We start from the raw sequence: 18,639 nt of genomic DNA, 5'->3' as shown, positions 1-18,639 counted from the left end.
AAGGGATTAAATCCACAATGATGGAATATTTCCACATAATATCTTGACTTGTTGCTTTCCCTGCGCCACCTTTGTAAAAAGTGATAAGCGATGGAGGAGATTTACGGGAGTCAATCATTACGCATTTACCGGCAGGCTGCGAGCAAAAGCTGGCTTACTGCAATAATTCCGGCGATTAGCGCCGGCTTTCCATCCCCTGCGGCAGACTTTATCGATCTGGAGATCGATTTGCAGAAGGAGATTGTGAAGAATCCAGCAAGCACGTTTTACGGAAAGGTTAAGGGGACCAGTATGTGCGATGTGCATATTGACGATGGCGACATTATCGTTATTGACAAAAGCCTTCCTTGTAGAGAAAATTGCATTGCTGTCTGTTTCTTAAATGGCGACTTTCTGGTGAAGCGGGTACGTTACGATGAGGGCGGATGCTGGCTGGTGGCCGAAAATGAGCAGTATCCGCCAATTTGGGTCGGCCAGGAAACTGAGTTTTTGGTTTGGGGGATTGTCACAAACGTTATTAAATTCTTCTAATATGTTCGCTCTTGTCGATTGCAACAACTTTTACGCAAGCTGCGAACGGATGTTCCGGCCCGAACTGAATGGCAAGCCAGTGGTTGTACTTAGTAACAATGATGGATGCGTAATCGCCAGATCGAATGAGGCGAAAGCCCTGGGCATTACAATGGGGGCTCCCGCATTTCTCTTCGAAAAGAAGTTTAAGGAACAAGAGATACATGTTTTCAGTAGTAATTACGCGCTGTATGGTGATATGAGCAATCGCGTGATGACGCTTCTTGGCCAATACACGCCCGCAATGGAAGTATACAGCATTGATGAAGCATTTCTTCGCTTCGACGGGAACAAGCACGTGGATCTTCGGACGCTCGGGGAAGATATGCGAAAGACGGTGACGCAAAGCACTGGAATACCGATCAGCGTTGGCATGGCACCGACAAAAGCGCTGGCAAAGTTGGCCAACAAGATTGCCAAGAAGTTTGCTGATAAAACCGGTGGTATCCACGTCATTGATACACAGGAAAAGCTGCTCAAAGCCATTGCATTTTTTCGGATCGGCGACGTCTGGGGAATTGGTAGGCAGCACGAGAAACGCCTAAAAGCGCTCGGAATCGAGACGGTGCTGGATTTTACTTTGCTACCCGAGGATTGGGTAAGGAAAAATATGAGCATTGTCGGCCTGAGGCTTCAACAAGAACTGGCTGGCCAAAAAACTTTGGATCTTGAACCACCGCAATTGAAAAAGAACATTGCTGTGACTCGGTCATTCAATCAGAACTTTACGGCGTTCGAAGATGTAAAAGAGCGGGTAATCACTTTTGCCTCAGTTTGCAGCGAGCGGCTTCGCGAGCAAGACAGTTGTTGCAACGTTTTGCAACTGTTTGTCCACACCAACACCTTTCGGCCTGATCTGCCGCAGTATAACAAGTCCATTACCATTGACTTGCCCTTTCCCACCAACTCAGCTATTGAACTTGCCCACTTTGCAGTGGATGCGCTGAATAGAATTTTTAAGGAAGGATACGGCTACAAAAAGGCTGGTCTAATCGTGATGGAGCTGACCCCTGCGAATGCAAAGCAGCAGCAGCTGTTTGAAAATTCTGATCCCCGCCACGGCCATCTTATGGCGGTCATGGACAAGCTTAATAAATCCATGGGTCAAAATAAGGTGCTGCTGGCAAGTCAGGATTTGAATACTCGCTGGAAGATGAAGCAGGATAAACTTTCTCCGCGATACAGCACTCGCATGAAGGAGATTATCACGGTTTACGCTAAATAAACGGTGGTGCATGCGCAAACAAAAAGGCTAGGAATTACCCTAGCCTTGTGAATGCTTATTTCCGCACAAGCTGCGAGAATCAGTCGCCTTTTTTATGCTTATGTGGTTTCAAAGAAGGCGTGTTGCCTGGGATTTCTTTATTGTCCCGTTGCCTCTTGTCCGGCTCTCCCGTCGACTTGGCTTCTTTTTTAGGTCCTGTCTTGATTCCCATTTTGATGATAGTGCTATGTTGTTAGTAGACCGCTATATGCAAAAAAGGTATGCCACTAGTTTGGAGGTATTTAGCAGGATTACCTTTAGAGCGCAATAACCCATAAAAACCATCCCCTCGTATCATAAATTCTTGATCTGTTCGGTCAATCTAGTCATCATATCAAGCAACATAGATTTATCTCGCTCCTCGACCGAATAGCTTTTCGCCCTCAAGCTGCCATGGGAAATTTCAGGGCGATGTGGCGTGGAAAGATGAGGAGCCACTGATTGGAAAATTGCGGATAGTGAGCGCGCTGATATAATATTGGAAAGATCCGCAGCTTTGAAAAAGAGTGATAGTTGATCGACGGTGAGATTGCATTGAATCTTGTCAGATGTCTTTCTCTCATATTTTTTGGTTGCGTTAGGTGATCGCTCACCAAGCTCAACCGCAATGGCACTGATTTTTTTTGACTGAAAATTAATCTCCTGGATGAACCAGGCATTGATAGTCAGGCTTAGATCATCGAAGTGATTGTTAAAAATCACGTCTCTCATTACAGGAATTTGATTGAAGGTCTTTTGTAAGCATGCAAGGTTTTGAGCTAGCCGGGGTGGATTATCTGCAATGTCAAGTGCCTCGGATAACTTTGTTGTCAGGTACTTTACAAATAATGGAGAATTGAAATTGCGCTCGATCATTATCACTTCAAGGCTGTCAAATGCCTCAGTCTTCGCCGGTGAAAGATCCGAGTAATTGATTGCGTTACATACATTGGCCCAGAAGTCTAACTTACGCATAGTAATTTCGCCGTCCCGACAATCCACGAAAATATCATTGAATGCTCGAATGACAAGTTCAGACAAGGCTGGGTTGCTCAGCATGATGTCCCGAGTAATTAGCTTGCGAAGATCGTGAGAACTAGGATCGATGCTACCATGCTTAAAGAAATATCCCGATCGACGAGATTACTGTAACGCTTCACTATAAACGCAGACGCTTCGTTCAGACAAGAAACGACACTTTCAAGTGCGTGCCGAAAATTGTCGGCTTTGGTAGGAAGCCGATTCAAGTTGTTGCTGGCGATCGTAATTAGACTGGCGGCGACGGACAGATAATTATTGACCGTATTCTTGATTTGCCTCGCTTTCTTTTTTTGAAAAACGAATTGCTTAAATAAAGTGATAAGACGCTTCTTTTCCTCGGCCGCCTTGTCCCGAATTGCTAGAGATTGATTATTGTCAAAACTTTCCGGCTCTGTTGTTTGTGGATCTAGCTCATTGACCATCTGGTCGATCCAGTCCAAGGCATATTCCTGTCCCATACTTCGTAGGTTTCGTTGACGTCAGATTATCACCAAAGGTGTGGGACAAAACTCGGTGATTTAGAACGCTGAGTAAATACGGGAAAACTACTATTTGTGTGTTCTTAGCGTACGCAAAAAGGCGCAAATGGCATACGCAAAAACACGTATTTCGGCCTTGACGATCGAAATTAGCCATTTTCCCAGATTTGCAGTCTGTTGAGAAGCTCGACTCTGTTGGAGACGCCGAGCTTCTCATAAACATTTTGAATATGTTTGCTGACGGTGCGTTCGGAAATGTAAAGCTCGTTGGTAATGTCCCTATACGCCTTGCCAAACCGCACCAGGCGGACTATCTCTTTTTCACGAGATGTTAGTCCAACCGTGCTGAGATTTATTTCGAATCGCTGAGCCGGTGAGATACCGTTTGCTTCCAACTGCTGGATCATTTGCTCTATTAAATCAAGCTTCGACAAGGAGTCGTTTCCATCGGCGCTGGCGAGTTTCAACAGCTGTTCGTATTCTTCACGGCTTTCACGGATTGATCGCCTGATGAACAAGACGGTTATTACAATAAAGCCAGGGTTGATCACTTAGACATTTTCCTACATCACGGAAGAAGAAAACCAGTTCCTTAAAGCTCACGAACCGATTATGTCCACGCGGATCATAGCCAGCTTCCTGACTGAAAAGAGTAAATCCAGTGTACATGTCCCAAAGATCTTCAATCCAGTCTTCGGCGTCACTTTGAGAAAGCAACTCTTTGACCTTTAATCCATAAGCATGATAAAGCGCGTTCTTTACCTCGATATCATCTGATTGTGGACACGCTGACTGATTGTCCGCATTTCTGCTGTCTTGCCTAGTGTGCATCATATTCGTTTTTAGGTTAATAAACTGATTGAGAAAACCTTGCATTTGTATTTTCTGCAAAGCACTTATTCCAGAAAAACATACCCAACAATCCGCAACCGGTAACTTACATTGCCTGCCCTGTAAAATATCCCTGAACTTCCCGACGGATTTATATAAATTGCTTTTTTAACAAAAACTGTCTCTGTATGACACATACTACCTCCAATCCGAAGATCCACGAAGGCCGTAACCTTAAAAGATTTCGAGAAATGCTCGGGATAAAACAAGATTTCCTTGCCTTCGAGCTCGGCGAAGAATGGAACCAGCAGAAAATCTCATTGCTCGAACAGAAAGAAAAGATTGATTCCCACATTTTGGAGCAGGTTTCAGCAGTTCTGAAAATTCCGGCTGACGCGATTCGGAATTTTGACGAAGAAAAGGCTGTAAATATTATCGCAAATACATTCCAAGATTTTCATGACTTCCATGACCAATCAAGTGTCATGAGTAATCTCCCGACTTTTAATATAAATCCAGTAGAAAAATGGATTGAAGCATTGGAGGAAAACAGACGTTTGAATGCAGAACTTCTGAAAGCAAAAGACGAGACGATTAGGGTTTTAGAAAAATTAATTCCCCACTAATTTCCTCTCTGCAACAGATATTTTTCAAAAGCGGCAAGAATAATTTGCCGCTGACTTGTTTCAAAAAGTGGCAACACCAGGTCAGCAAAGTTCCTTCCATTACGCATTGCGTAACGCGAAACCAATGTATGCTCTGATTTTTCGTCAACCTTATCGTCATCCATCTGTTTAAATTGCAAATCAATAGCTTCTAATAGAGCCTTGTCATCAAGACGATTGGCAATAGCATAGGCAAATACTGCATTAACACCCTTTATGAAAAAGTTGAGTGTTTTCAATCTTCGAAGGTTTAAATCAGTTCTATTAAGATTACATATTCGAATTGTTTCATCTCCACGTTCATCTGTTCCGTCAAGCCCAAACAATTTCAATCCTTCTCTCGCAGAGTCAATATGCACTCCTAAAAAAAGCTCGGGATTATCAATCTCAGGGTGCAGCAAGTAAGGTTCTTCGTCGATTAACGGATGTTCCGCTGCCCGAAAATCATGACTTGGAAGTGCCCCATTTACATCAAGCTGAGGAGCTATGGCTTTGATTCCTTTGATTGGAAACTGATTGGCTTTCCCCCCGGACGCGTTACATTCATGACAGGATGGGATTAAGTTAGACCATTCATAACAAAGCCAATAATATCCAACTCCGGCTCCGGGTCCAGTAATTGCTGCCTTAGGACGATAATGTTCTATTTCTGCTTTACATAAAGATTCGCAGTAAGCACACTTATGATGGTAAAACGAATTCAACTTATCTCTAACCCGCATCTGGTTCTTATCATCTTGATCTCGATAAGAATCTTGATAATAGTTTGTTGTAATTCTTCCTGGGTCGGACAGTCTAATAATATTGAGAAGTGAACTTAGTGTTGTTTGCCGCTTCAAAATAGCTGGATAATCGGCCAGCGGTTTATTTACCAATCTCATACTTATTTACCTAATAGTGCCAATAGTTCCTTTTGTCTTTCGTCACTAAGAAAGGAATTTATTTCCTTTCTTAGTTTTTGATCAGACTCTATATCCTGATAATTATCATCTGATTGAATAATGTCCGCATCTGATTTGCTTTCTGGAATTAAATCCTGAAACCCAAAAATGGGAGAAGTTAGAATGGCATTTGGCGTTAAAGTGGAAAAGTCTATATCGAGCTTTTCAATTACAACGCCGGAAGATTGCGATCTATTGACATTGAGTAAGATAACACCGGCCTCCTTTGGGATACCTAACAAAGGAATCGGACTGTGAGTCGAGACAATGAATTGTATATTAGGGAATTTCTTTGTTAATATCTCAGGCAACAATTTTTGATAAGAAGGATGTAAGTGCAATTCTAACTCATCAATGATAACAATTCCTTGCAGCTCTGAGAAGTTACTGATTTTTTGCCTAGTGGTTAACCTGTATATCAAATCGCCTACCATTGCAATTATGCTGCGAAAGCCAGCTGCCAATTGACTGAATGAAATACCGTTATTTAGTGGGATACCGTCGAGATCCTGTTCGACGTATAAAACATCGGATTGAATAGAGTAACTAATCTCAATTCTATTCAATTGAGGGATTAGGCTTTTGAACAACGCTTCAAGTTGGTCGAAAAATGCCTTATCGCTATTTTTTGCATCCTTCATCAATTGTTCAACATTCAGCAGAACACCATTTGTATTAAATAAGTGATAAGTAGCTGGATACTGGCTTTCCACGGCGTCTTTGGTTACAATCGAACTTACTTCCAATCGAGACGATCCGTATGTTGCTAACTCATTCAGCAGCTTTTTCTCAGCTAGTTCACGCCGGGACGAATTATTAGAGTTCAGTTCTATTATCTCACCGTTGGAGTAATATTCGATTCCTACATATGCAGCAGCGGGAATTAATTGCAAATTGTTTTCATCATAATAGCCAGATAATCCTGCCGCAATAGACTGTAATATTGAAGTTTTACCGAAACCATTTTCTCCGGTAAGAATGATCCAACGAGCTGAGCTTGGTAAATCAAGAATACTGGTGTCATTTATGCCGCGAAAATCTAGCACACGTAAGCTCTTTAAACGAATGTTCTTCTTTTCAGGCTTTGACGCTGCTCTATAATTAGGCTCTTTTTCAAGATAGTCCTCGAATTGCACGCGATTGAAAAATAAGTAGCTATACTGAGATTCATTAATTATTGTACTAATAATTTTATCAATGCTTTCCTTAATTTCAATCAGAAAATAATCAAGTTTCGATTCAATCTGGTGCCCCGGTAAAATTTCGTATACATTATTGATTGAATCCGGGGTAGACATTCCCGACCGAGTAATCAACTTATTTCGGAAAGTATATTCTCTGTCGGCAAAGCCTTTTAGCCCTGCCAACAAATCTCGAACGCGAGAATCGTAGTCACTTCTAGCGCTAAATTGTATAATAAGAAATACATCTTCACTTGCAGTAATAAATAGGTACGCTATAGGTGATTGTTTAGATTTCCCATAAAACGATACGCGAAGTCCTAATTTGTTAATAAAGTCCAGTTCAGAATTATCTTGATAAGACCAGCTTTGTTCTATCGAGAAATATTTATTCCCGTGATCCAAGTCAAACGCATATTTTTCCCGTAAATAATTAAAAACCAGGCCCCTAATTCTGTCTAAATTTTCCATATTATCTCTGATGCTTCACCTCAACTCTCGTGTATCGACACGGTTAAGGCACTTTGAGCCTAAATTTATCAAAAAAAGGCGATTTTTGCTTCACGTACCATTCCCGGGGAGAGGAATTTGACAGCATTTTTACACTAATCTATTGTTTTGGCAACCCTTCCCCGCTGGAATAGTTTGAACGCCATCAATACCCTATTAACTAGCCTTCTGGTAACTTTTGAGACCTAAAACGGTTGCTCAACAAAGCCTATGTTCTTTATTTTGAATCGGGAAATCTGTTGCAGATTAAACTGGGATAGCCTTGCTGATGGTCGAAATCAGAAAGATATGCATTGCTCTCCTTCAAGGCAGCAAGCTTTAGCAGCATATTTAGCCGCTGACTTCCGACAAATTGGCCGCATCATCAGGGTAATTCGCAACCATAATGCACTCCGCAAAGCCCTCTTTCAGCTTGTTCTCATTATCATGAAACGTCTGCCTGATCGAATTGCCTGTCTTGATTATTGCAACCATGTTTTCGCTGCCTTACTGATTTCCGATTGAATCGTTTCGATCATCTTTAAGACTGTATTTTTATCCTGCTCGTACTCGTCCAACCAGGAGCGGTATTCACTGATTTGCGAGAGCGTTTGAAGTCTTTTGACGACCTGGTTGAAGTTGTTACCGATAGCCGAGAGTTCTCGGCGAAGCTCTATTAACGTATTCATAAGCGAGTCCAGCGACTCGTTGCGATAGTTGATAGTAATGGGCTCGGACAGTATTATTTTCCTTGCGTAGTCACTGATCTTACGGCAGGTTGTCCGTTGTACTTTTCTTCGAATTATCTCACTCTCCTTGGCCGTCAACCGGATATGAAGCCACTTATTTCGGCTCTCCTCTGTCTTTTCCATACCCTATTTGATTGATGTTTTAATGTCATATTTCACGATATCCCCCGCCAGCGACTTCGGAGCGTTTGGGCGGCCTCCGCGGCGCGGCCAGATCCTGAGGTTGTGATACAACCTGACATCTGGCCGATTGCGGTTAAGAGGCAATCCTCCGGATTTTTGATAGGCTCGCTTTTTGAAGGATCTGATTATAGCTGAGATCAGAAATCATTTTCGGAGTCTTACTAATGAGCCATTCGTTAAGGTCTTTAAATCCCTCGTAGAGCGAACTTCCATCCTTGTACTTTTCGCTGATCCCCCTAGCTGAGGAGCAGCACTCGAATCCCGCTTGGTCGTTATCGAGGTAAAGGTTGATTTGCTCGTATTGGTCAAGGAGATTTGTGGTCCGAGTAAAGAAGGAAATCGAATTCAGTATGACGTAGTCTTCATCCACCTCGCCAGCTTTTGCCGTGATAGTTTTGTAGGATAAAAAGTCAAAGAATCCCTCGAACACGCAAACGACCTGCGCTCCGTTCTGAATCGTCGTTATATCCTTGGGGCTGCTGGCGACTTTTGCAAAGGAATTACGCAACTCATAGCCGCCTGAATCATTTTTCAAACCAAGTGCGAAATACTGTCGCTCTCGTACTTTGTAGTGAACCTGCTGACAGTAATTGGCCGCAATAACCTGTGGGATGCATCGCGATGCAATGTAACGCGTTAATGAAGGGCTCGTCAATGCAGCTGTGGAGAGAATCTCTATAACTCGTGGGCGTGCACTCGAAGCTTTCGGGTAAGCGTGTGTTGTCGGTTGGTGAAATGATAAATAGTCTGAGAAAATCCTGACCACCTCGCGGATCGAGCACTGATAAAACATAATGGCGAAATCGACCAAATTGCCGCCCATTCCGATACCATGGTCGTACCAACGGTTAAGCTGCCTGTTAATTTTGAACGACGCCGTTCTTTCATTTCTGAATGGCGATAAATACCAATGATCGACATTCCTAATGTTAACTGGTTTGATCCCGAGCTCAAACAGGTAGTCAACCATATCAAATTCTTTGATTTTAGCCAACGTTAAAAGTTGACATCTCTCCCTCGCCCTTTCCCACATTCCAGTCTTTATTTAGTTTGTATTGGCGAAAATAAAGAGGCTGAATTTCAGACACCTATCCTAGGTAAATTCTCCATAGGAGCAATTAGGCTTGAAATGCTCGTTATCCGCCCTAATTGTCAAATCAGTCTGGTCTGATTTTTCTGGTCCAAACGCACAGCTAATCCAATTCGAAATGAAGATCGCGACCTACAATATCAACGGCGTTAATGGCCGCCTCCCAGTGCTGTTGAAATGGCTAGAAGAAGCTAAGCCCGACATTGTGTGTTTGCAGGAATTGAAAGCACCGCAAGACAAATTTCCGGAGCGGGCATTGTTGGATGCAGGATACAATTCCATTTGGCATGGACAAAAAATGTGGAACGGCGTCGCAATACTTTCAAAGGATCTGACACTACAAGAAGTTCGAAACTCACTTCCTGGCGATGACAGCGATTTGCATAGTCGGTATATCGAAGCGATCGTCGGTAGGGTGCTTGTATGTTGCCTTTATTTGCCAAATGGAAATCCTGCGCCAGGACCAAAGTTCGATTATAAAATGGCGTGGTTTAAGCGGTTGAAGAAGCACGCGAACTATCTGTTGTCGGAAGAAGTGCCGGTTGTATTAGCAGGTGATTATAATGTCATCCCAACAGAGAAGGACGCTTACAAACCTGAGCGATGGGTAGATAATGCATTGTTTTTCCCGGAGCCTCGCAAAGCTTATAAGGAATTGGTGCGTCAAGGCTGGATTGATTCGATCAGGCATCTTCATCCCGACGAAACGATTTACACTTTCTGGGACTATCTTCGAAATGCGTATGGCCGAAATGCCGGGTTGCGGTTGGATCATTTGCTTTTGAGCCCGCAGATTGCTCCGCGACTGATCGCGGCAGGCGTAGATAAGTACGTCTGTGAGTGGGAGAAATCTAGCGACCATGCACCCACATGGATTATTTTAGCTGATGAAGAAGAACGGTAGCGTTTTGTATTAAAAAATTTACCATTTGATTGATTACCTTACTGCGAGGCCATAGAACGGCGTCAATCCTTCACTGTTCTGACGAGATTCGGTCAAAACTTAGGACGGTATTGATAAGTAACTCTCCAGTGATCCACGTTCCCATAACTCCCAAAACGCCACTTTCCTAATTTGTCGAAGTTGTAGTTGAGAGGTCTTCAAAGATCATTTCCGCGTTTTTCCAATCCAATTCGTTGCCAGGCGTTACACGGAAGTATATGAGCGGTAGGTGCATTTTGCCCCTTAAACCGTATCCGACACCGTCGACAAACTCTGTTCCTTGATTTTCGCCTGATGTTGGCAATACTTTATGAAAATTGTAATGCTCTCTCAAAAACATATCCAGGGAATAAAATAGGCTTCGTGCCCATTTTAGGTCAAGATCGTTTGTTCCGCCTGCTTCCCAACTAGAACCCATGTACTTATCTGCATGTAAAGCAACTCGATAGTAGGAATTTCCAATAATTGTCTCATCCGATTGCTCTAAGAAACTGAATCGTACACAAAAGCCGTGGTACATGGATACTGTCGTAGCTTCTTTAAAAATTAATTTCATTTCGCTGACTCTAAGTATTTTTAGTTTACGAACTCGACAAACTCAAATCCGCTATAAGTCTTTTTGCCAATGGTTATTTGTAGCGGTTCGTCTTCCGTAGTCTGCACTGTTCTTCCGATAATCGCCTTGATGTAGACCGTATTAATAAGAATTTCTATTCTCTCTGGCGCTTTTCCCGTTCGTGGGCCGTTGATTTCAATTGCGGTAACCTTAATAAATCCCATAATGCTCAATTTAGTTATGTGGTAACAAGCTGATTTCCACAGTATTTTACTATATAATTTGCTATTCTTTATTACCTGCTTGTCTGAAACCAGTGAGATAAAGATTAAATATCTGAATAATCTTTTTGTATAACCGATCATAGGTGTATGCTGAAATATCCCAGGAAGCGGACGGATGTCATTTGATAAAATTGGTATCGTCGGTTATAGTGTTTTGCATATTTTAGAATGCCTACGCAGGAGGCAATACTGCTATAACTAAAAAAAATGTTCGGGTTTCGCTGGGCTTGCTGGCTGAGAGCGAAGTTCTGCATTCGGTTTCAGCACGACGAGTGTATTCTGCGATGGATGAACTGTACATCCTAGGAAAATTCTCCTTAGGATCGTTTCAGAGGCGTTTTGTAAGTTTGGATCATCAATAATTTAATCTACGACATGATGAACGCGAAGGAACTGGCAAGTGTGTATGATACCATCATGAGTATCCCTGGGATGAATGATCCGATCAAAATCGATCTGAAAATCAGTAGACGGAATGTTCTGCTGTTGAGTCAGGCGATCAACAAGGCGCTATCGACAGGGGCGTCCGTTGACTCGGTCAATTTAATTGATATTTGTTCTCCCGAATCTAAGGAAGAGCTTACAGCTTTTTCAACTGAGTGTTTGCATAAGTCAGGACTGAACGAGCTCAATGATCGGCTAGGGAAACTTTAACGACTTGATCTGCAATGATATTTGTTCACACGCCTGGTTGTCTTATTTACTTACTACTGGTGAGCCAAAAATTTAATAAGACATAGGCTTGAGTCTACGAAGAGAAAAAGATACTTTTGAAATCACAACATTGATACCAAAAGTATCTTTTATGCACTTCATCAACAAACCTCAATTGCTATGAACTCTACATCACCAATCACCGAACGGGAAATATTTCGAATCATAGGCCTGTCCGAGTCAGATCTTTTAAAGGTTGACGACCCCGAGTCTGTATGGATCGTATATGCGTTTGAACAAGGGACAGAAAGACCGATTGCTGCATTCACAGGATTTATGCACGCATTTGACCTTGCAAGCAGGCTGAACGCTTTTGTCGAAAATGGCATCGGCATTCAGCCGGTACCCGGCACTGTGACAAACATTAAGGTTGACAGATATCGTCAACTAACTGAGGTAGGCATGACGCCGTTCCTCATCCGCCTAAAAAGTCATGGAAATATGGTGGAAGTCATCGACGGTGTGGCCAGCAATCTGGATGAAATTAGCCTTGAAAACAATATTTCTGGATTTGTTTCCAACGTGCAGTTTAGAAAGAATGTCGGCTGGGAATTTGAATTAATGGGCACGTTCTGGGCTTCAAGTAGACGATTGGCAATAAGTAAGGCTAGGACGTTCGCATCCATGGTCTCAGAGTTGCAAAACAGAACACCGGGGTTGCTTGAAAGAAAGCTGCTTTTTGCTGCTCACTCATGATTTGGGCAGGAAGTAGAGTCCGTTCTCTCCCAGGCATTACGGTCGAGCGAATAAACCGCACAGAAATCTTCGTCAAATGTGCGGTTTTCAACGAACGTAAAGCCAAGCCTTTCATAAAACTTCCTTGCTCTCATATTGGAAGCGAGGGGATCAATAATGATTGCGGAAACTTCGGGTGCTGCAAAACAGCGTGCAATCGCCTGGCGCATCATCTCGGTTCCATAACCTTTTCCCAGATCATCGGCTTCGCCGATCCAAATGTCGATTGCACGTAGGTTGGCCGGCACGTCACCCCAGTAGTGGCTGTCTTCCAGCAACGGGTCTATGATCTGCACAAACCCGATCGGGCGGCCGTCGAGTTCTGCTATCAGCTGCTCGCGCCATTCCGGTGACCGCACTAATTCGGTTTCCCATCCCCAGTCATCATTAGGATCGGAAGCAACCGTGTGCGGCTGTTCGTCCCAATGCCGTAAGAGTGGCAAATCTTCAATAGTTGCTGCTCTGAATGCGATGGTGGACATACTTGAATTGCTCTTAATCATAATGCATCCACTAAATTACACTCTTTTGCGATGCCAATGCGAAAAACGAAATCAAACACAGTCAAAGCAAAAAGCATGAGTAGAGACAAGCACACCACGAAAGAAATTCCCTAGTAATATTTTTACGCGAAGTGGAAGCAAGCTGAGAACAATGCTCAAATGAAGAAGGATCGGAAGATTAGGACTGGCTGACTCTTCGCAAGAATCGGGTTTTCGCCGCGCCAAACTTTACCGTGTTTTGTTAAAAAAAAACCATAAGCATGCACCAGCTAAGCAACCCGTCTATTTTGTATTTCGGAACTCCCGTAGTATTGATAGGAACTACTAATAGTGATGACACATTTAATCTAGCCCCCATTTCGTCCGCCTTCTGGTTGGGCTATCGCTGTATGATCGGCATAGCAGCGCATTCCAAAACGACCGAAAATATTCTGAGGACCGGCGAGTGTGTGCTGAATCTTCCTTCTGTAGATCAGGTCGATGCTGTTGACAGGCTTGCGCTTTTAACAGGATCGAATCCCGTACCTGCGGGGAAAGTAGCGAAGGGTTACCAATTTGAAGCTGACAAGTTCAAGAAAGCCGGACTGACACCGCTGCCATCAGAAATTGTAAAGGCTCCGCGTGTTTTAGAGTGCCCTGTCCATCTCGAAGCTAAATTCGTTGCTATCCATCCGTTTGCTGCGGAAACCGGCATTGAGAACATCAGAAGCGTCACCATGGAATTAAAAATCGTTCGGGTACATTTGGATGAATCTATCCTTTCTGATCAAAAGCCGAACCACGTAGATCCTGAAAAGTGGAAACCCCTTATTATGAGCTTTCAACATTTTTATGGTCTGGGTTCTAGGGTACATTCTTCAAAACTCGCGTCGGTACCTGAGGAACTTTACAGGACGCAAGACACTAATGCAGTCTCTGCTCGTTAACGTGATCAGCGAATTGATCAAGCAGAAGTTTTAATTTCGGGTCAATGAAAGTTTTGCAAAACGGCTTTTCGGGATCTTTGTAATAATAGTCCAGATATTCGTCTTTGTTCAATTTGAAGCTTCCAAAAGGGATCACTTCTGTGATGATGGGTTGGTCAAAATCGGCCTGCACCTGGCTGATTGTCGATCGGCTTAATTCTTCCTGCTCACTTCGAAATATGTAAACAGCCGATCGGTACTTGGATCGCATGGAATGCTGAGAAGTGCAACTATGTGTATGTAAGTGGATTCCGATCACATTTTCCAGGGAGACGAGCGAAGGATCAAATTCAACTATTACCGCTTCTGAGAAATCCGTAGAATCGTCAACAGACCTGATCCAACCCTGGGCTACATGAATTATCCCCTTCAATGATTTGAAAATAGCTTCGGTGCACCAGTGGCAACTCCCTCCAAACCCGATTTTATCAGTAGTGATCATGCCTTGTTAGTCTAGCGAATAGAATTTATAAAAATTCAGGCCATAAATGTATGCAGACAGTCAGTCCCCATTTTAAACCTGGGTGTACGACCATTCTTTTATCAACAAAAAATATCATCCACTTAAAAAAGGTATGACATAAGGCTGTCACTGCACCCAACGAGCTTTGTGGAGACAAAAACAAAAAACGTTACCACAAACCAAAATGGAAAAGAACACAACCGATCCCTGGGAATGGGGCAAGTACTCGAATTCAGTGCAGGCAGTCGAAATCAAACAGCCAGCCGGGACACTCTATTGCTCCGGACAGGTAGCGATCGACGCCAATGGACAACCAGTAGTCGCTGATATGAACACGCAATTTGAGCTGACCATCAAAAATCTCGAACAGCTCATCAGCGAAGCAGGATATGAGCCCAGCGGCATTGTCAGGTTGAACATCTTCACAACTTCCACGCAGGAGTTTTTCACGAGCTGCGTGCAAACTTATCAAAGCTGGATTGCAAAACATGGTATCAAGCAGGCGACTACCTTGCTTGAAGTGAAAGGATTGTACGCCGGGCTGACTATTGAACTGGAAGCCACCGTGGTCAAGTAAGTGAATAATTTCGCCAGATTGAAAGAGCCCGGTTTCGGGCTTTTTTGCTTATTTGTTTAATCAAAATTAGCTCATGATCGACTCAGAAGCAACCCGCCTTTCCCGCCTTGTCGCTCTGCTTACACTGCTTCAAACCAAGCGGACGGTGACAGCTGCCGAGCTGGCAGAACGTTTTTCGGTAAGCACCCGTACCATTTACCGGGACATCAGGACGCTCGAAAGCGCGGGGATTCCGGTTGTGACGCAGGAAGGGAAAGGATATGCAATGCTCGACGGTTATCGCCTTCCGCCCGTCATGTTCACGCGCGAGGAAGCCATCGCGCTGCTGACGGCTGAAAAGCTCGCTTCCAGGCTCACCGATACGGCCACCGCACGCCTTACCGGCACGGCGATGGACAAGCTCCGGGCGGCGCTCCGGCATGCTGACCGTGATCATTTGGAAACGATAGCGCCCTATATCGAGGTAATGGAACCAGCCAGCGCATCGGAGCAGCCGAATACTTATCAGCAACTGGTTGCCGCCGTTACTTCTCACCGGGTTGTGCGAATGGGCTATCTGGCTGCGGAAACGGGTGAGGCTACGATGCGGGAGATCGAGCCTATCGGCCTGTATCTCAGCGACCATTGGCATGTGGTGGCGTATTGTCGACTGCGGCAGGCATTCCGGAATTTCCGGCTAGACCGGATAAGCAGTCTGGCAATATCCGACGAGTTATTTCCCGCACGACCTGAAACATTGCAGCAATACTGGGCGCAAGAAGCGAAGAGAACGGATCAGGAAAAAGTGGTGATCCATTTCGATCCGTCCAAAATATTGCCTGCCCAAGTGCAGCATTTTCACGATACTAAGCACAGATATGGCTGGGCGCACGAGCAAACGCTGGCTGATGGAAATCTGGAAGTCTTACTATTGGTGGGCTCGCTTACTTATTTGGCAACGTGGCTGCTCCCGTTTGCGGGGGCCGTCAAGATCATAGAGCCTGAGTCGTTAGTCGGACATCTATCCAGGCTCGCCAAAAAGGCTTATGATGCATTTAATAGTTAGTGGTAGGTTTCGGTGCATATGACATAATGATTCAAGGTTTTTATCATTCATCTAGCACCAATCGGCTGCGAAAGTGGCCTGACCGCGTGTCGACTGCAGTATGTATATTTTTTTGTTTAACTAATTGAAAAACAAATCTTGTTAGATAACGATACTTCAAGACTTTCGCGGCTTGTGGCCATTCTGACGCAATTACAATCAAGGCGGATGGTCACTTCGACGGAGCTTGCCGGCAGGTTTAATGTCAGCGTGCGGACGATATACCGCGATATCCGAACATTGGAAAGCGCGGGCGTTCCTATTGTGACCGAAGAAGGAAAGGGATATTCGCTAGTGGACGGTTACCGGCTTCCTCCCGTGATGTTTTCGGAAGAAGAGGCCAATGCCTTGATTACTGCCGAAAAGCTTGTACTGCTGAATAAGGATTCTTTATTGCAAAATTACGCGGGCGCCGTTACCAAGATTAAAGCAGTTTTGCGCGGCAATTTGAAAGACCAAACGGACTTGCTTTCCCGGCGTGTGGCTTTTGAAGAAACCTCCTCACTAAAATCCAGCAGCAATTTTCTATCGTCTGTACAAATAGCGCTTACGCATTTCAATGTCATCCAACTCACCTATCAATCATCCGCAAAAGATGAAATGACGACGCGCCTCGTCGAACCATTCGCTGTGATTAACCGACTTGGAGAAAACTGGTATCTGATCGCCTGGTGCCGCACGCGTCAGGATTTCAGACTATTCCGGTTTGACAGGGTTATCAGGCTGGAAATCACTGGCGACACTTTCAAACCACACAAAATAAGCCTGGAAGAATTTCTTGAAAATTATAGGAGCAAATTCTGACGACCCCTGACATAAGGCTGTCACCTGCCGCTGCTTATTTCGTGTGAACTTAAAACAAGACACATGGAAACCAGCAGAAAAATCAACATTACACCCAAAGACTACACTTCGGTAACCCCCTGGATCATCTCCGCATCTTCGGAGAAGTTAATCGCATTTTTACAAGATGCATTCGGGGCTCACGAAATTCCAAATAGCAGAATTACCAGTGAAGACGGTGTGATCATCCATGTGGTGCTCAAAATCGGCGATGCGCATGTCATGCTTTTCGACAAGCGAGAAGGCTGGGCTGCCACACCAACGTTTCTCAATTTGTATGTCACGGATATTGAGAAAACGCATCGGCGCGCGGTGGAATTGGGAGCTGTGTCAGTTACGGACATTACATTGCTTTGGTTTGGCGAAAAAGTCTGCCGTATCATCGATCCATTCGGTAATTTATGGTGGATCAACCAGCGCGTCGAAGAAGTAGATTTTACTAATCCTGACATTGCCGAACGTACCGCGACACCGGTGGCAAAAGAAGGCATCGCGTACATTCAGCGATCACTAGACGAAGCATTTAAAGCGCAAAAAGCCTTATTTCGGTGCATACCTCAGTAAAGTAATTCCCGTAGGATAACTTTTGCTTTCAATTTGTAGGTATTTGCGCCCAGCAGGATTGTATCGATGCCTTCCATGAATGCGAGTAAATCATCGTCGGAGCCTTCCGCGTATTTGGGACTGCTGAAAAAGTCCGTAGATCCATTCCGATCCTCCGCAAAACCATCCAGGCTGATCCACTCTTGAAGAATTAGTTTTCTCATGGTTATTGTTGTTTGAGATAATTAATAACAGCTATCCATCATTGAAAATACAGATCATTTCAGCCATTCGCTTAGCGCCGCTAGAAACAATTCCTGCTGATCAATAAACAAAGTATGTGAGCACTGATCCAAATATTTGACGCGATCTGTTCCGATTACGCGCGCAATTTCACCGATCTGCTCATTCGAGTAAAGACCATCCTGCTTGCCATAGAGTGCATAAACAGGAACTTGCAGCTCCCGTAAATATTTAAGCTGCGGAGTAACATCAATATTATGTCTGGATTCATGTTCCCAGAATGTGGCAACCGCACGTTCATTTTTTACATAGCCAGTTATGAGCGGGTCTGTTGAATAGGAATTATAAATCGCTTTTGCACGATCATTTGGCGCAGGCAATGAAAAGAATCCGTTCGCAGAGGCGTGTTTGAAAACCAGCGTGCGGTAGGCAAGGGAATTCGTGTCCATCGAAATGATTGCCGACACTTCTTTCAGATTTACGGAATCCTTCTTGTTTTCGTAAATGCCCCTTGTAGACCGGACAATGGTTTCGTAAGATTTCTGTTGTGATACCAGCGCACTACACAAAATCAGGGACGTAATCTTTTCGGGATGTTTCCCGGCAAATTGGGCAGCTACCAAGCCGCCAAAGCTAAATGCAAGGAGCGACGCCTTTGTTAGCTTATACTGCGCGTATATCTTATCCAGATCTTCTAAAGCTTCTGCATAGTCCATCCGAGCTT

At 44.1% G+C, this 18,639-nt stretch carries 27 protein-coding genes; 11 read left to right on the top strand and 16 right to left on the bottom strand.

Translation table 11 applies throughout. The features are described 5' to 3' along the window. Positions 1–90: 90 nt before the first annotated feature. Complete coding sequence (locus ACTIE6_RS19595; RefSeq protein ID WP_439558258.1) at positions 91–531, top strand: LexA family protein; 441 nt, start codon at positions 91–93, stop codon at positions 529–531. 1 nt (position 532) lies between these two features. Further along, entirely contained in the window at positions 533–1,795 is a 1,263-nt protein-coding gene (locus ACTIE6_RS19590; protein WP_439558257.1) for a Y-family DNA polymerase, read from the top strand. A 79-nt stretch (positions 1,796–1,874) separates the two neighbouring features. Here the strand turns inward: ACTIE6_RS19590 and ACTIE6_RS19585 are convergent, their stop codons facing one another. The 5 genes from ACTIE6_RS19585 to ACTIE6_RS19565 all read right to left on the bottom strand — a co-directional run bounded on the left by ACTIE6_RS19585 (position 1,875) and on the right by ACTIE6_RS19565 (position 4,224). Continuing rightward, on the bottom strand, positions 1,875–2,006 hold the full coding sequence (locus ACTIE6_RS19585) for a hypothetical protein (RefSeq protein WP_439558256.1): 132 nt from the start codon (positions 2,004–2,006) through the stop codon (positions 1,875–1,877). A 122-nt stretch (positions 2,007–2,128) separates the two neighbouring features. Then, positions 2,129–2,872 (bottom strand): hypothetical protein, encoded by a 744-nt coding sequence (locus ACTIE6_RS19580; protein WP_439558255.1) that lies wholly within the window; start codon positions 2,870–2,872, stop codon positions 2,129–2,131. Between the two features lie 14 nt (positions 2,873–2,886). After that, positions 2,887–3,312 carry a hypothetical protein gene (locus ACTIE6_RS19575; RefSeq protein ID WP_439558254.1) on the bottom strand — a complete coding sequence of 142 codons (426 nt, stop codon included), beginning with the start codon at positions 3,310–3,312 and terminating at the stop codon, positions 2,887–2,889. A gap of 170 nt (positions 3,313–3,482) precedes the next feature. After that, entirely contained in the window at positions 3,483–3,851 is a 369-nt protein-coding gene (locus ACTIE6_RS19570; protein ID WP_439558253.1) for a response regulator transcription factor, read from the bottom strand. Next, positions 3,826–4,224, bottom strand: coding sequence for a hypothetical protein (locus tag ACTIE6_RS19565; RefSeq protein ID WP_439558252.1), 399 nt, complete (start codon positions 4,222–4,224; stop codon positions 3,826–3,828). Before ACTIE6_RS19565 ends, ACTIE6_RS19570 begins: the two co-directional genes overlap by 26 nt. Before the next feature lie 191 nt (positions 4,225–4,415). On the opposite strand from ACTIE6_RS19565, the gene ACTIE6_RS19560 reads away from it, so the two are divergent. Then, entirely contained in the window at positions 4,416–4,790 is a 375-nt protein-coding gene (locus ACTIE6_RS19560) for an XRE family transcriptional regulator (protein WP_439558251.1), read from the top strand. On the opposite strand, the gene ACTIE6_RS19555 is transcribed toward ACTIE6_RS19560, so the two are convergent. From ACTIE6_RS19555 to ACTIE6_RS19535, 5 genes are all read right to left on the bottom strand, one after another. Continuing rightward, a complete protein-coding gene (locus ACTIE6_RS19555; protein ID WP_439558250.1) occupies positions 4,787–5,704 on the bottom strand; it encodes a hypothetical protein in 918 nt (305 codons plus the stop codon). The genes ACTIE6_RS19560 and ACTIE6_RS19555 overlap by 4 nt on opposite strands. A gap of 8 nt (positions 5,705–5,712) precedes the next feature. Then, positions 5,713–7,422, bottom strand: a complete 1,710-nt coding sequence (locus tag ACTIE6_RS19550) for an AAA family ATPase (protein ID WP_439558249.1) — start codon at positions 7,420–7,422, stop codon at positions 5,713–5,715. Between the two features lie 369 nt (positions 7,423–7,791). Continuing rightward, complete coding sequence (locus ACTIE6_RS19545; RefSeq protein ID WP_439558248.1) at positions 7,792–7,935, bottom strand: hypothetical protein; 144 nt, start codon at positions 7,933–7,935, stop codon at positions 7,792–7,794. Then, the gene (locus ACTIE6_RS19540; RefSeq protein ID WP_439558247.1) at positions 7,923–8,312 is read right to left on the bottom strand and encodes a plasmid mobilization protein; all 390 of its coding nucleotides are present in this window, start codon (positions 8,310–8,312) and stop codon (positions 7,923–7,925) included. Before ACTIE6_RS19540 ends, ACTIE6_RS19545 begins: the two co-directional genes overlap by 13 nt. Before the next feature lie 133 nt (positions 8,313–8,445). After that, positions 8,446–9,366: a toprim domain-containing protein gene (locus ACTIE6_RS19535; protein ID WP_439558246.1), complete on the bottom strand. Its 921-nt coding sequence runs from the start codon at positions 9,364–9,366 to the stop codon at positions 8,446–8,448. A gap of 214 nt (positions 9,367–9,580) precedes the next feature. Here ACTIE6_RS19535 and xth point away from each other — a divergent pair, with 214 nt between their 5' ends. Further along, a complete protein-coding gene (gene xth / locus ACTIE6_RS19530) occupies positions 9,581–10,366 on the top strand; it encodes an exodeoxyribonuclease III (RefSeq protein WP_439558245.1) in 786 nt (261 codons plus the stop codon). 166 nt (positions 10,367–10,532) lie between these two features. Here xth and ACTIE6_RS19525 read toward each other — a convergent pair whose 3' ends face one another. Together ACTIE6_RS19525 and ACTIE6_RS19520 are read right to left on the bottom strand one after the other, a co-directional pair. Further along, on the bottom strand, positions 10,533–10,961 hold the full coding sequence (locus ACTIE6_RS19525) for a hypothetical protein (protein WP_439558244.1): 429 nt from the start codon (positions 10,959–10,961) through the stop codon (positions 10,533–10,535). Between the two features lie 20 nt (positions 10,962–10,981). Next, positions 10,982–11,185, bottom strand: a complete 204-nt coding sequence (locus tag ACTIE6_RS19520) for a hypothetical protein (protein WP_439558243.1) — start codon at positions 11,183–11,185, stop codon at positions 10,982–10,984. 435 nt (positions 11,186–11,620) lie between these two features. Between ACTIE6_RS19520 and ACTIE6_RS19515 the strand changes: the two genes are divergently transcribed. Further along, positions 11,621–11,899 carry a hypothetical protein gene (locus ACTIE6_RS19515; protein ID WP_439558242.1) on the top strand — a complete coding sequence of 93 codons (279 nt, stop codon included), beginning with the start codon at positions 11,621–11,623 and terminating at the stop codon, positions 11,897–11,899. Between the two features lie 180 nt (positions 11,900–12,079). Next, a complete protein-coding gene (locus tag ACTIE6_RS19510) occupies positions 12,080–12,655 on the top strand; it encodes a hypothetical protein (RefSeq protein ID WP_439558241.1) in 576 nt (191 codons plus the stop codon). Here the strand turns inward: ACTIE6_RS19510 and ACTIE6_RS19505 are convergent. Then, positions 12,646–13,197 (bottom strand): GNAT family N-acetyltransferase, encoded by a 552-nt coding sequence (locus ACTIE6_RS19505; RefSeq protein ID WP_439558240.1) that lies wholly within the window; start codon positions 13,195–13,197, stop codon positions 12,646–12,648. The two genes, ACTIE6_RS19510 and ACTIE6_RS19505, sit on opposite strands and share 10 nt — an antisense overlap. A gap of 260 nt (positions 13,198–13,457) precedes the next feature. Between ACTIE6_RS19505 and ACTIE6_RS19500 the strand changes: the two genes are divergently transcribed. After that, positions 13,458–14,123, top strand: coding sequence for a flavin reductase family protein (locus ACTIE6_RS19500; protein WP_439558239.1), 666 nt, complete (start codon positions 13,458–13,460; stop codon positions 14,121–14,123). Here ACTIE6_RS19500 and ACTIE6_RS19495 read toward each other — a convergent pair. Next, complete coding sequence (locus tag ACTIE6_RS19495) at positions 14,101–14,604, bottom strand: peptide-methionine (S)-S-oxide reductase (protein ID WP_439558238.1); 504 nt, start codon at positions 14,602–14,604, stop codon at positions 14,101–14,103. The genes ACTIE6_RS19500 and ACTIE6_RS19495 overlap by 23 nt on opposite strands. A 205-nt stretch (positions 14,605–14,809) precedes the next feature. Here ACTIE6_RS19495 and ACTIE6_RS19490 point away from each other — a divergent pair, with 205 nt between their 5' ends. From ACTIE6_RS19490 to ACTIE6_RS19475, 4 genes are all read left to right on the top strand, one after another. Next, a complete protein-coding gene (locus ACTIE6_RS19490) occupies positions 14,810–15,202 on the top strand; it encodes a RidA family protein (RefSeq protein WP_439558237.1) in 393 nt (130 codons plus the stop codon). Positions 15,203–15,275: 73 nt separating this feature from the next. After that, positions 15,276–16,247, top strand: a complete 972-nt coding sequence (locus ACTIE6_RS19485) for a helix-turn-helix transcriptional regulator (RefSeq protein WP_439558236.1) — start codon at positions 15,276–15,278, stop codon at positions 16,245–16,247. Between the two features lie 138 nt (positions 16,248–16,385). Next, positions 16,386–17,090 carry a helix-turn-helix transcriptional regulator gene (locus ACTIE6_RS19480; RefSeq protein ID WP_439558235.1) on the top strand — a complete coding sequence of 235 codons (705 nt, stop codon included), beginning with the start codon at positions 16,386–16,388 and terminating at the stop codon, positions 17,088–17,090. Positions 17,091–17,153: 63 nt separating this feature from the next. Beyond that, positions 17,154–17,693: a VOC family protein gene (locus tag ACTIE6_RS19475; protein ID WP_439558234.1), complete on the top strand. Its 540-nt coding sequence runs from the start codon at positions 17,154–17,156 to the stop codon at positions 17,691–17,693. On the opposite strand, the gene ACTIE6_RS19470 is transcribed toward ACTIE6_RS19475, so the two are convergent. Then, a complete protein-coding gene (locus tag ACTIE6_RS19470; protein ID WP_439558233.1) occupies positions 17,687–17,896 on the bottom strand; it encodes a hypothetical protein in 210 nt (69 codons plus the stop codon). The genes ACTIE6_RS19475 and ACTIE6_RS19470 overlap by 7 nt on opposite strands. A 54-nt stretch (positions 17,897–17,950) precedes the next feature. After that, a partial coding sequence (locus ACTIE6_RS19465; RefSeq protein ID WP_439558232.1) for an alpha/beta fold hydrolase occupies positions 17,951–18,639 on the bottom strand: 689 nt, incomplete at its 5' end.

It is taken from the genome of Dyadobacter sp. (assembly GCF_051859145.1).
GTDB lineage: Bacteria > Bacteroidota > Bacteroidia > Cytophagales > Spirosomataceae > Dyadobacter.
Note: the sequence above shows the minus strand (reverse complement) of the source record. Positions and strands in the feature narration are given on the sequence as shown.

What these genes read in the sequence shown, in the direction of transcription:
- ACTIE6_RS19595 (WP_439558258.1), top strand. Translation starts at nt 91, where the DNA reads ATGGAGGAGATTTACGGGAGTCAATCATTACGCATTTACCGGCAGGCT.
- ACTIE6_RS19590 (WP_439558257.1), top strand. Translation starts at nt 533, where the DNA reads ATGTTCGCTCTTGTCGATTGCAACAACTTTTACGCAAGCTGCGAACGG.
- ACTIE6_RS19585 (WP_439558256.1), bottom strand. Translation starts at nt 2,006, where the DNA reads ATGGGAATCAAGACAGGACCTAAAAAAGAAGCCAAGTCGACGGGAGAG.
- ACTIE6_RS19580 (WP_439558255.1), bottom strand. Translation starts at nt 2,872, where the DNA reads ATGCTGAGCAACCCAGCCTTGTCTGAACTTGTCATTCGAGCATTCAAT.
- ACTIE6_RS19575 (WP_439558254.1), bottom strand. Translation starts at nt 3,312, where the DNA reads ATGGGACAGGAATATGCCTTGGACTGGATCGACCAGATGGTCAATGAG.
- ACTIE6_RS19560 (WP_439558251.1), top strand. Translation starts at nt 4,416, where the DNA reads ATGCTCGGGATAAAACAAGATTTCCTTGCCTTCGAGCTCGGCGAAGAA.
- ACTIE6_RS19550 (WP_439558249.1), bottom strand. Translation starts at nt 7,422, where the DNA reads ATGGAAAATTTAGACAGAATTAGGGGCCTGGTTTTTAATTATTTACGG.
- ACTIE6_RS19545 (WP_439558248.1), bottom strand. Translation starts at nt 7,935, where the DNA reads ATGGTTGCAATAATCAAGACAGGCAATTCGATCAGGCAGACGTTTCAT.
- ACTIE6_RS19540 (WP_439558247.1), bottom strand. Translation starts at nt 8,312, where the DNA reads ATGGAAAAGACAGAGGAGAGCCGAAATAAGTGGCTTCATATCCGGTTG.
- xth (WP_439558245.1), top strand. Translation starts at nt 9,581, where the DNA reads ATGAAGATCGCGACCTACAATATCAACGGCGTTAATGGCCGCCTCCCA.
- ACTIE6_RS19525 (WP_439558244.1), bottom strand. Translation starts at nt 10,961, where the DNA reads ATGAAATTAATTTTTAAAGAAGCTACGACAGTATCCATGTACCACGGC.
- ACTIE6_RS19520 (WP_439558243.1), bottom strand. Translation starts at nt 11,185, where the DNA reads ATGGGATTTATTAAGGTTACCGCAATTGAAATCAACGGCCCACGAACG.
- ACTIE6_RS19515 (WP_439558242.1), top strand. Translation starts at nt 11,621, where the DNA reads ATGATGAACGCGAAGGAACTGGCAAGTGTGTATGATACCATCATGAGT.
- ACTIE6_RS19510 (WP_439558241.1), top strand. Translation starts at nt 12,080, where the DNA reads ATGAACTCTACATCACCAATCACCGAACGGGAAATATTTCGAATCATA.
- ACTIE6_RS19505 (WP_439558240.1), bottom strand. Translation starts at nt 13,197, where the DNA reads ATGATTAAGAGCAATTCAAGTATGTCCACCATCGCATTCAGAGCAGCA.
- ACTIE6_RS19500 (WP_439558239.1), top strand. Translation starts at nt 13,458, where the DNA reads ATGCACCAGCTAAGCAACCCGTCTATTTTGTATTTCGGAACTCCCGTA.
- ACTIE6_RS19495 (WP_439558238.1), bottom strand. Translation starts at nt 14,604, where the DNA reads ATGATCACTACTGATAAAATCGGGTTTGGAGGGAGTTGCCACTGGTGC.
- ACTIE6_RS19490 (WP_439558237.1), top strand. Translation starts at nt 14,810, where the DNA reads ATGGAAAAGAACACAACCGATCCCTGGGAATGGGGCAAGTACTCGAAT.
- ACTIE6_RS19485 (WP_439558236.1), top strand. Translation starts at nt 15,276, where the DNA reads ATGATCGACTCAGAAGCAACCCGCCTTTCCCGCCTTGTCGCTCTGCTT.
- ACTIE6_RS19475 (WP_439558234.1), top strand. Translation starts at nt 17,154, where the DNA reads ATGGAAACCAGCAGAAAAATCAACATTACACCCAAAGACTACACTTCG.
- ACTIE6_RS19470 (WP_439558233.1), bottom strand. Translation starts at nt 17,896, where the DNA reads ATGAGAAAACTAATTCTTCAAGAGTGGATCAGCCTGGATGGTTTTGCG.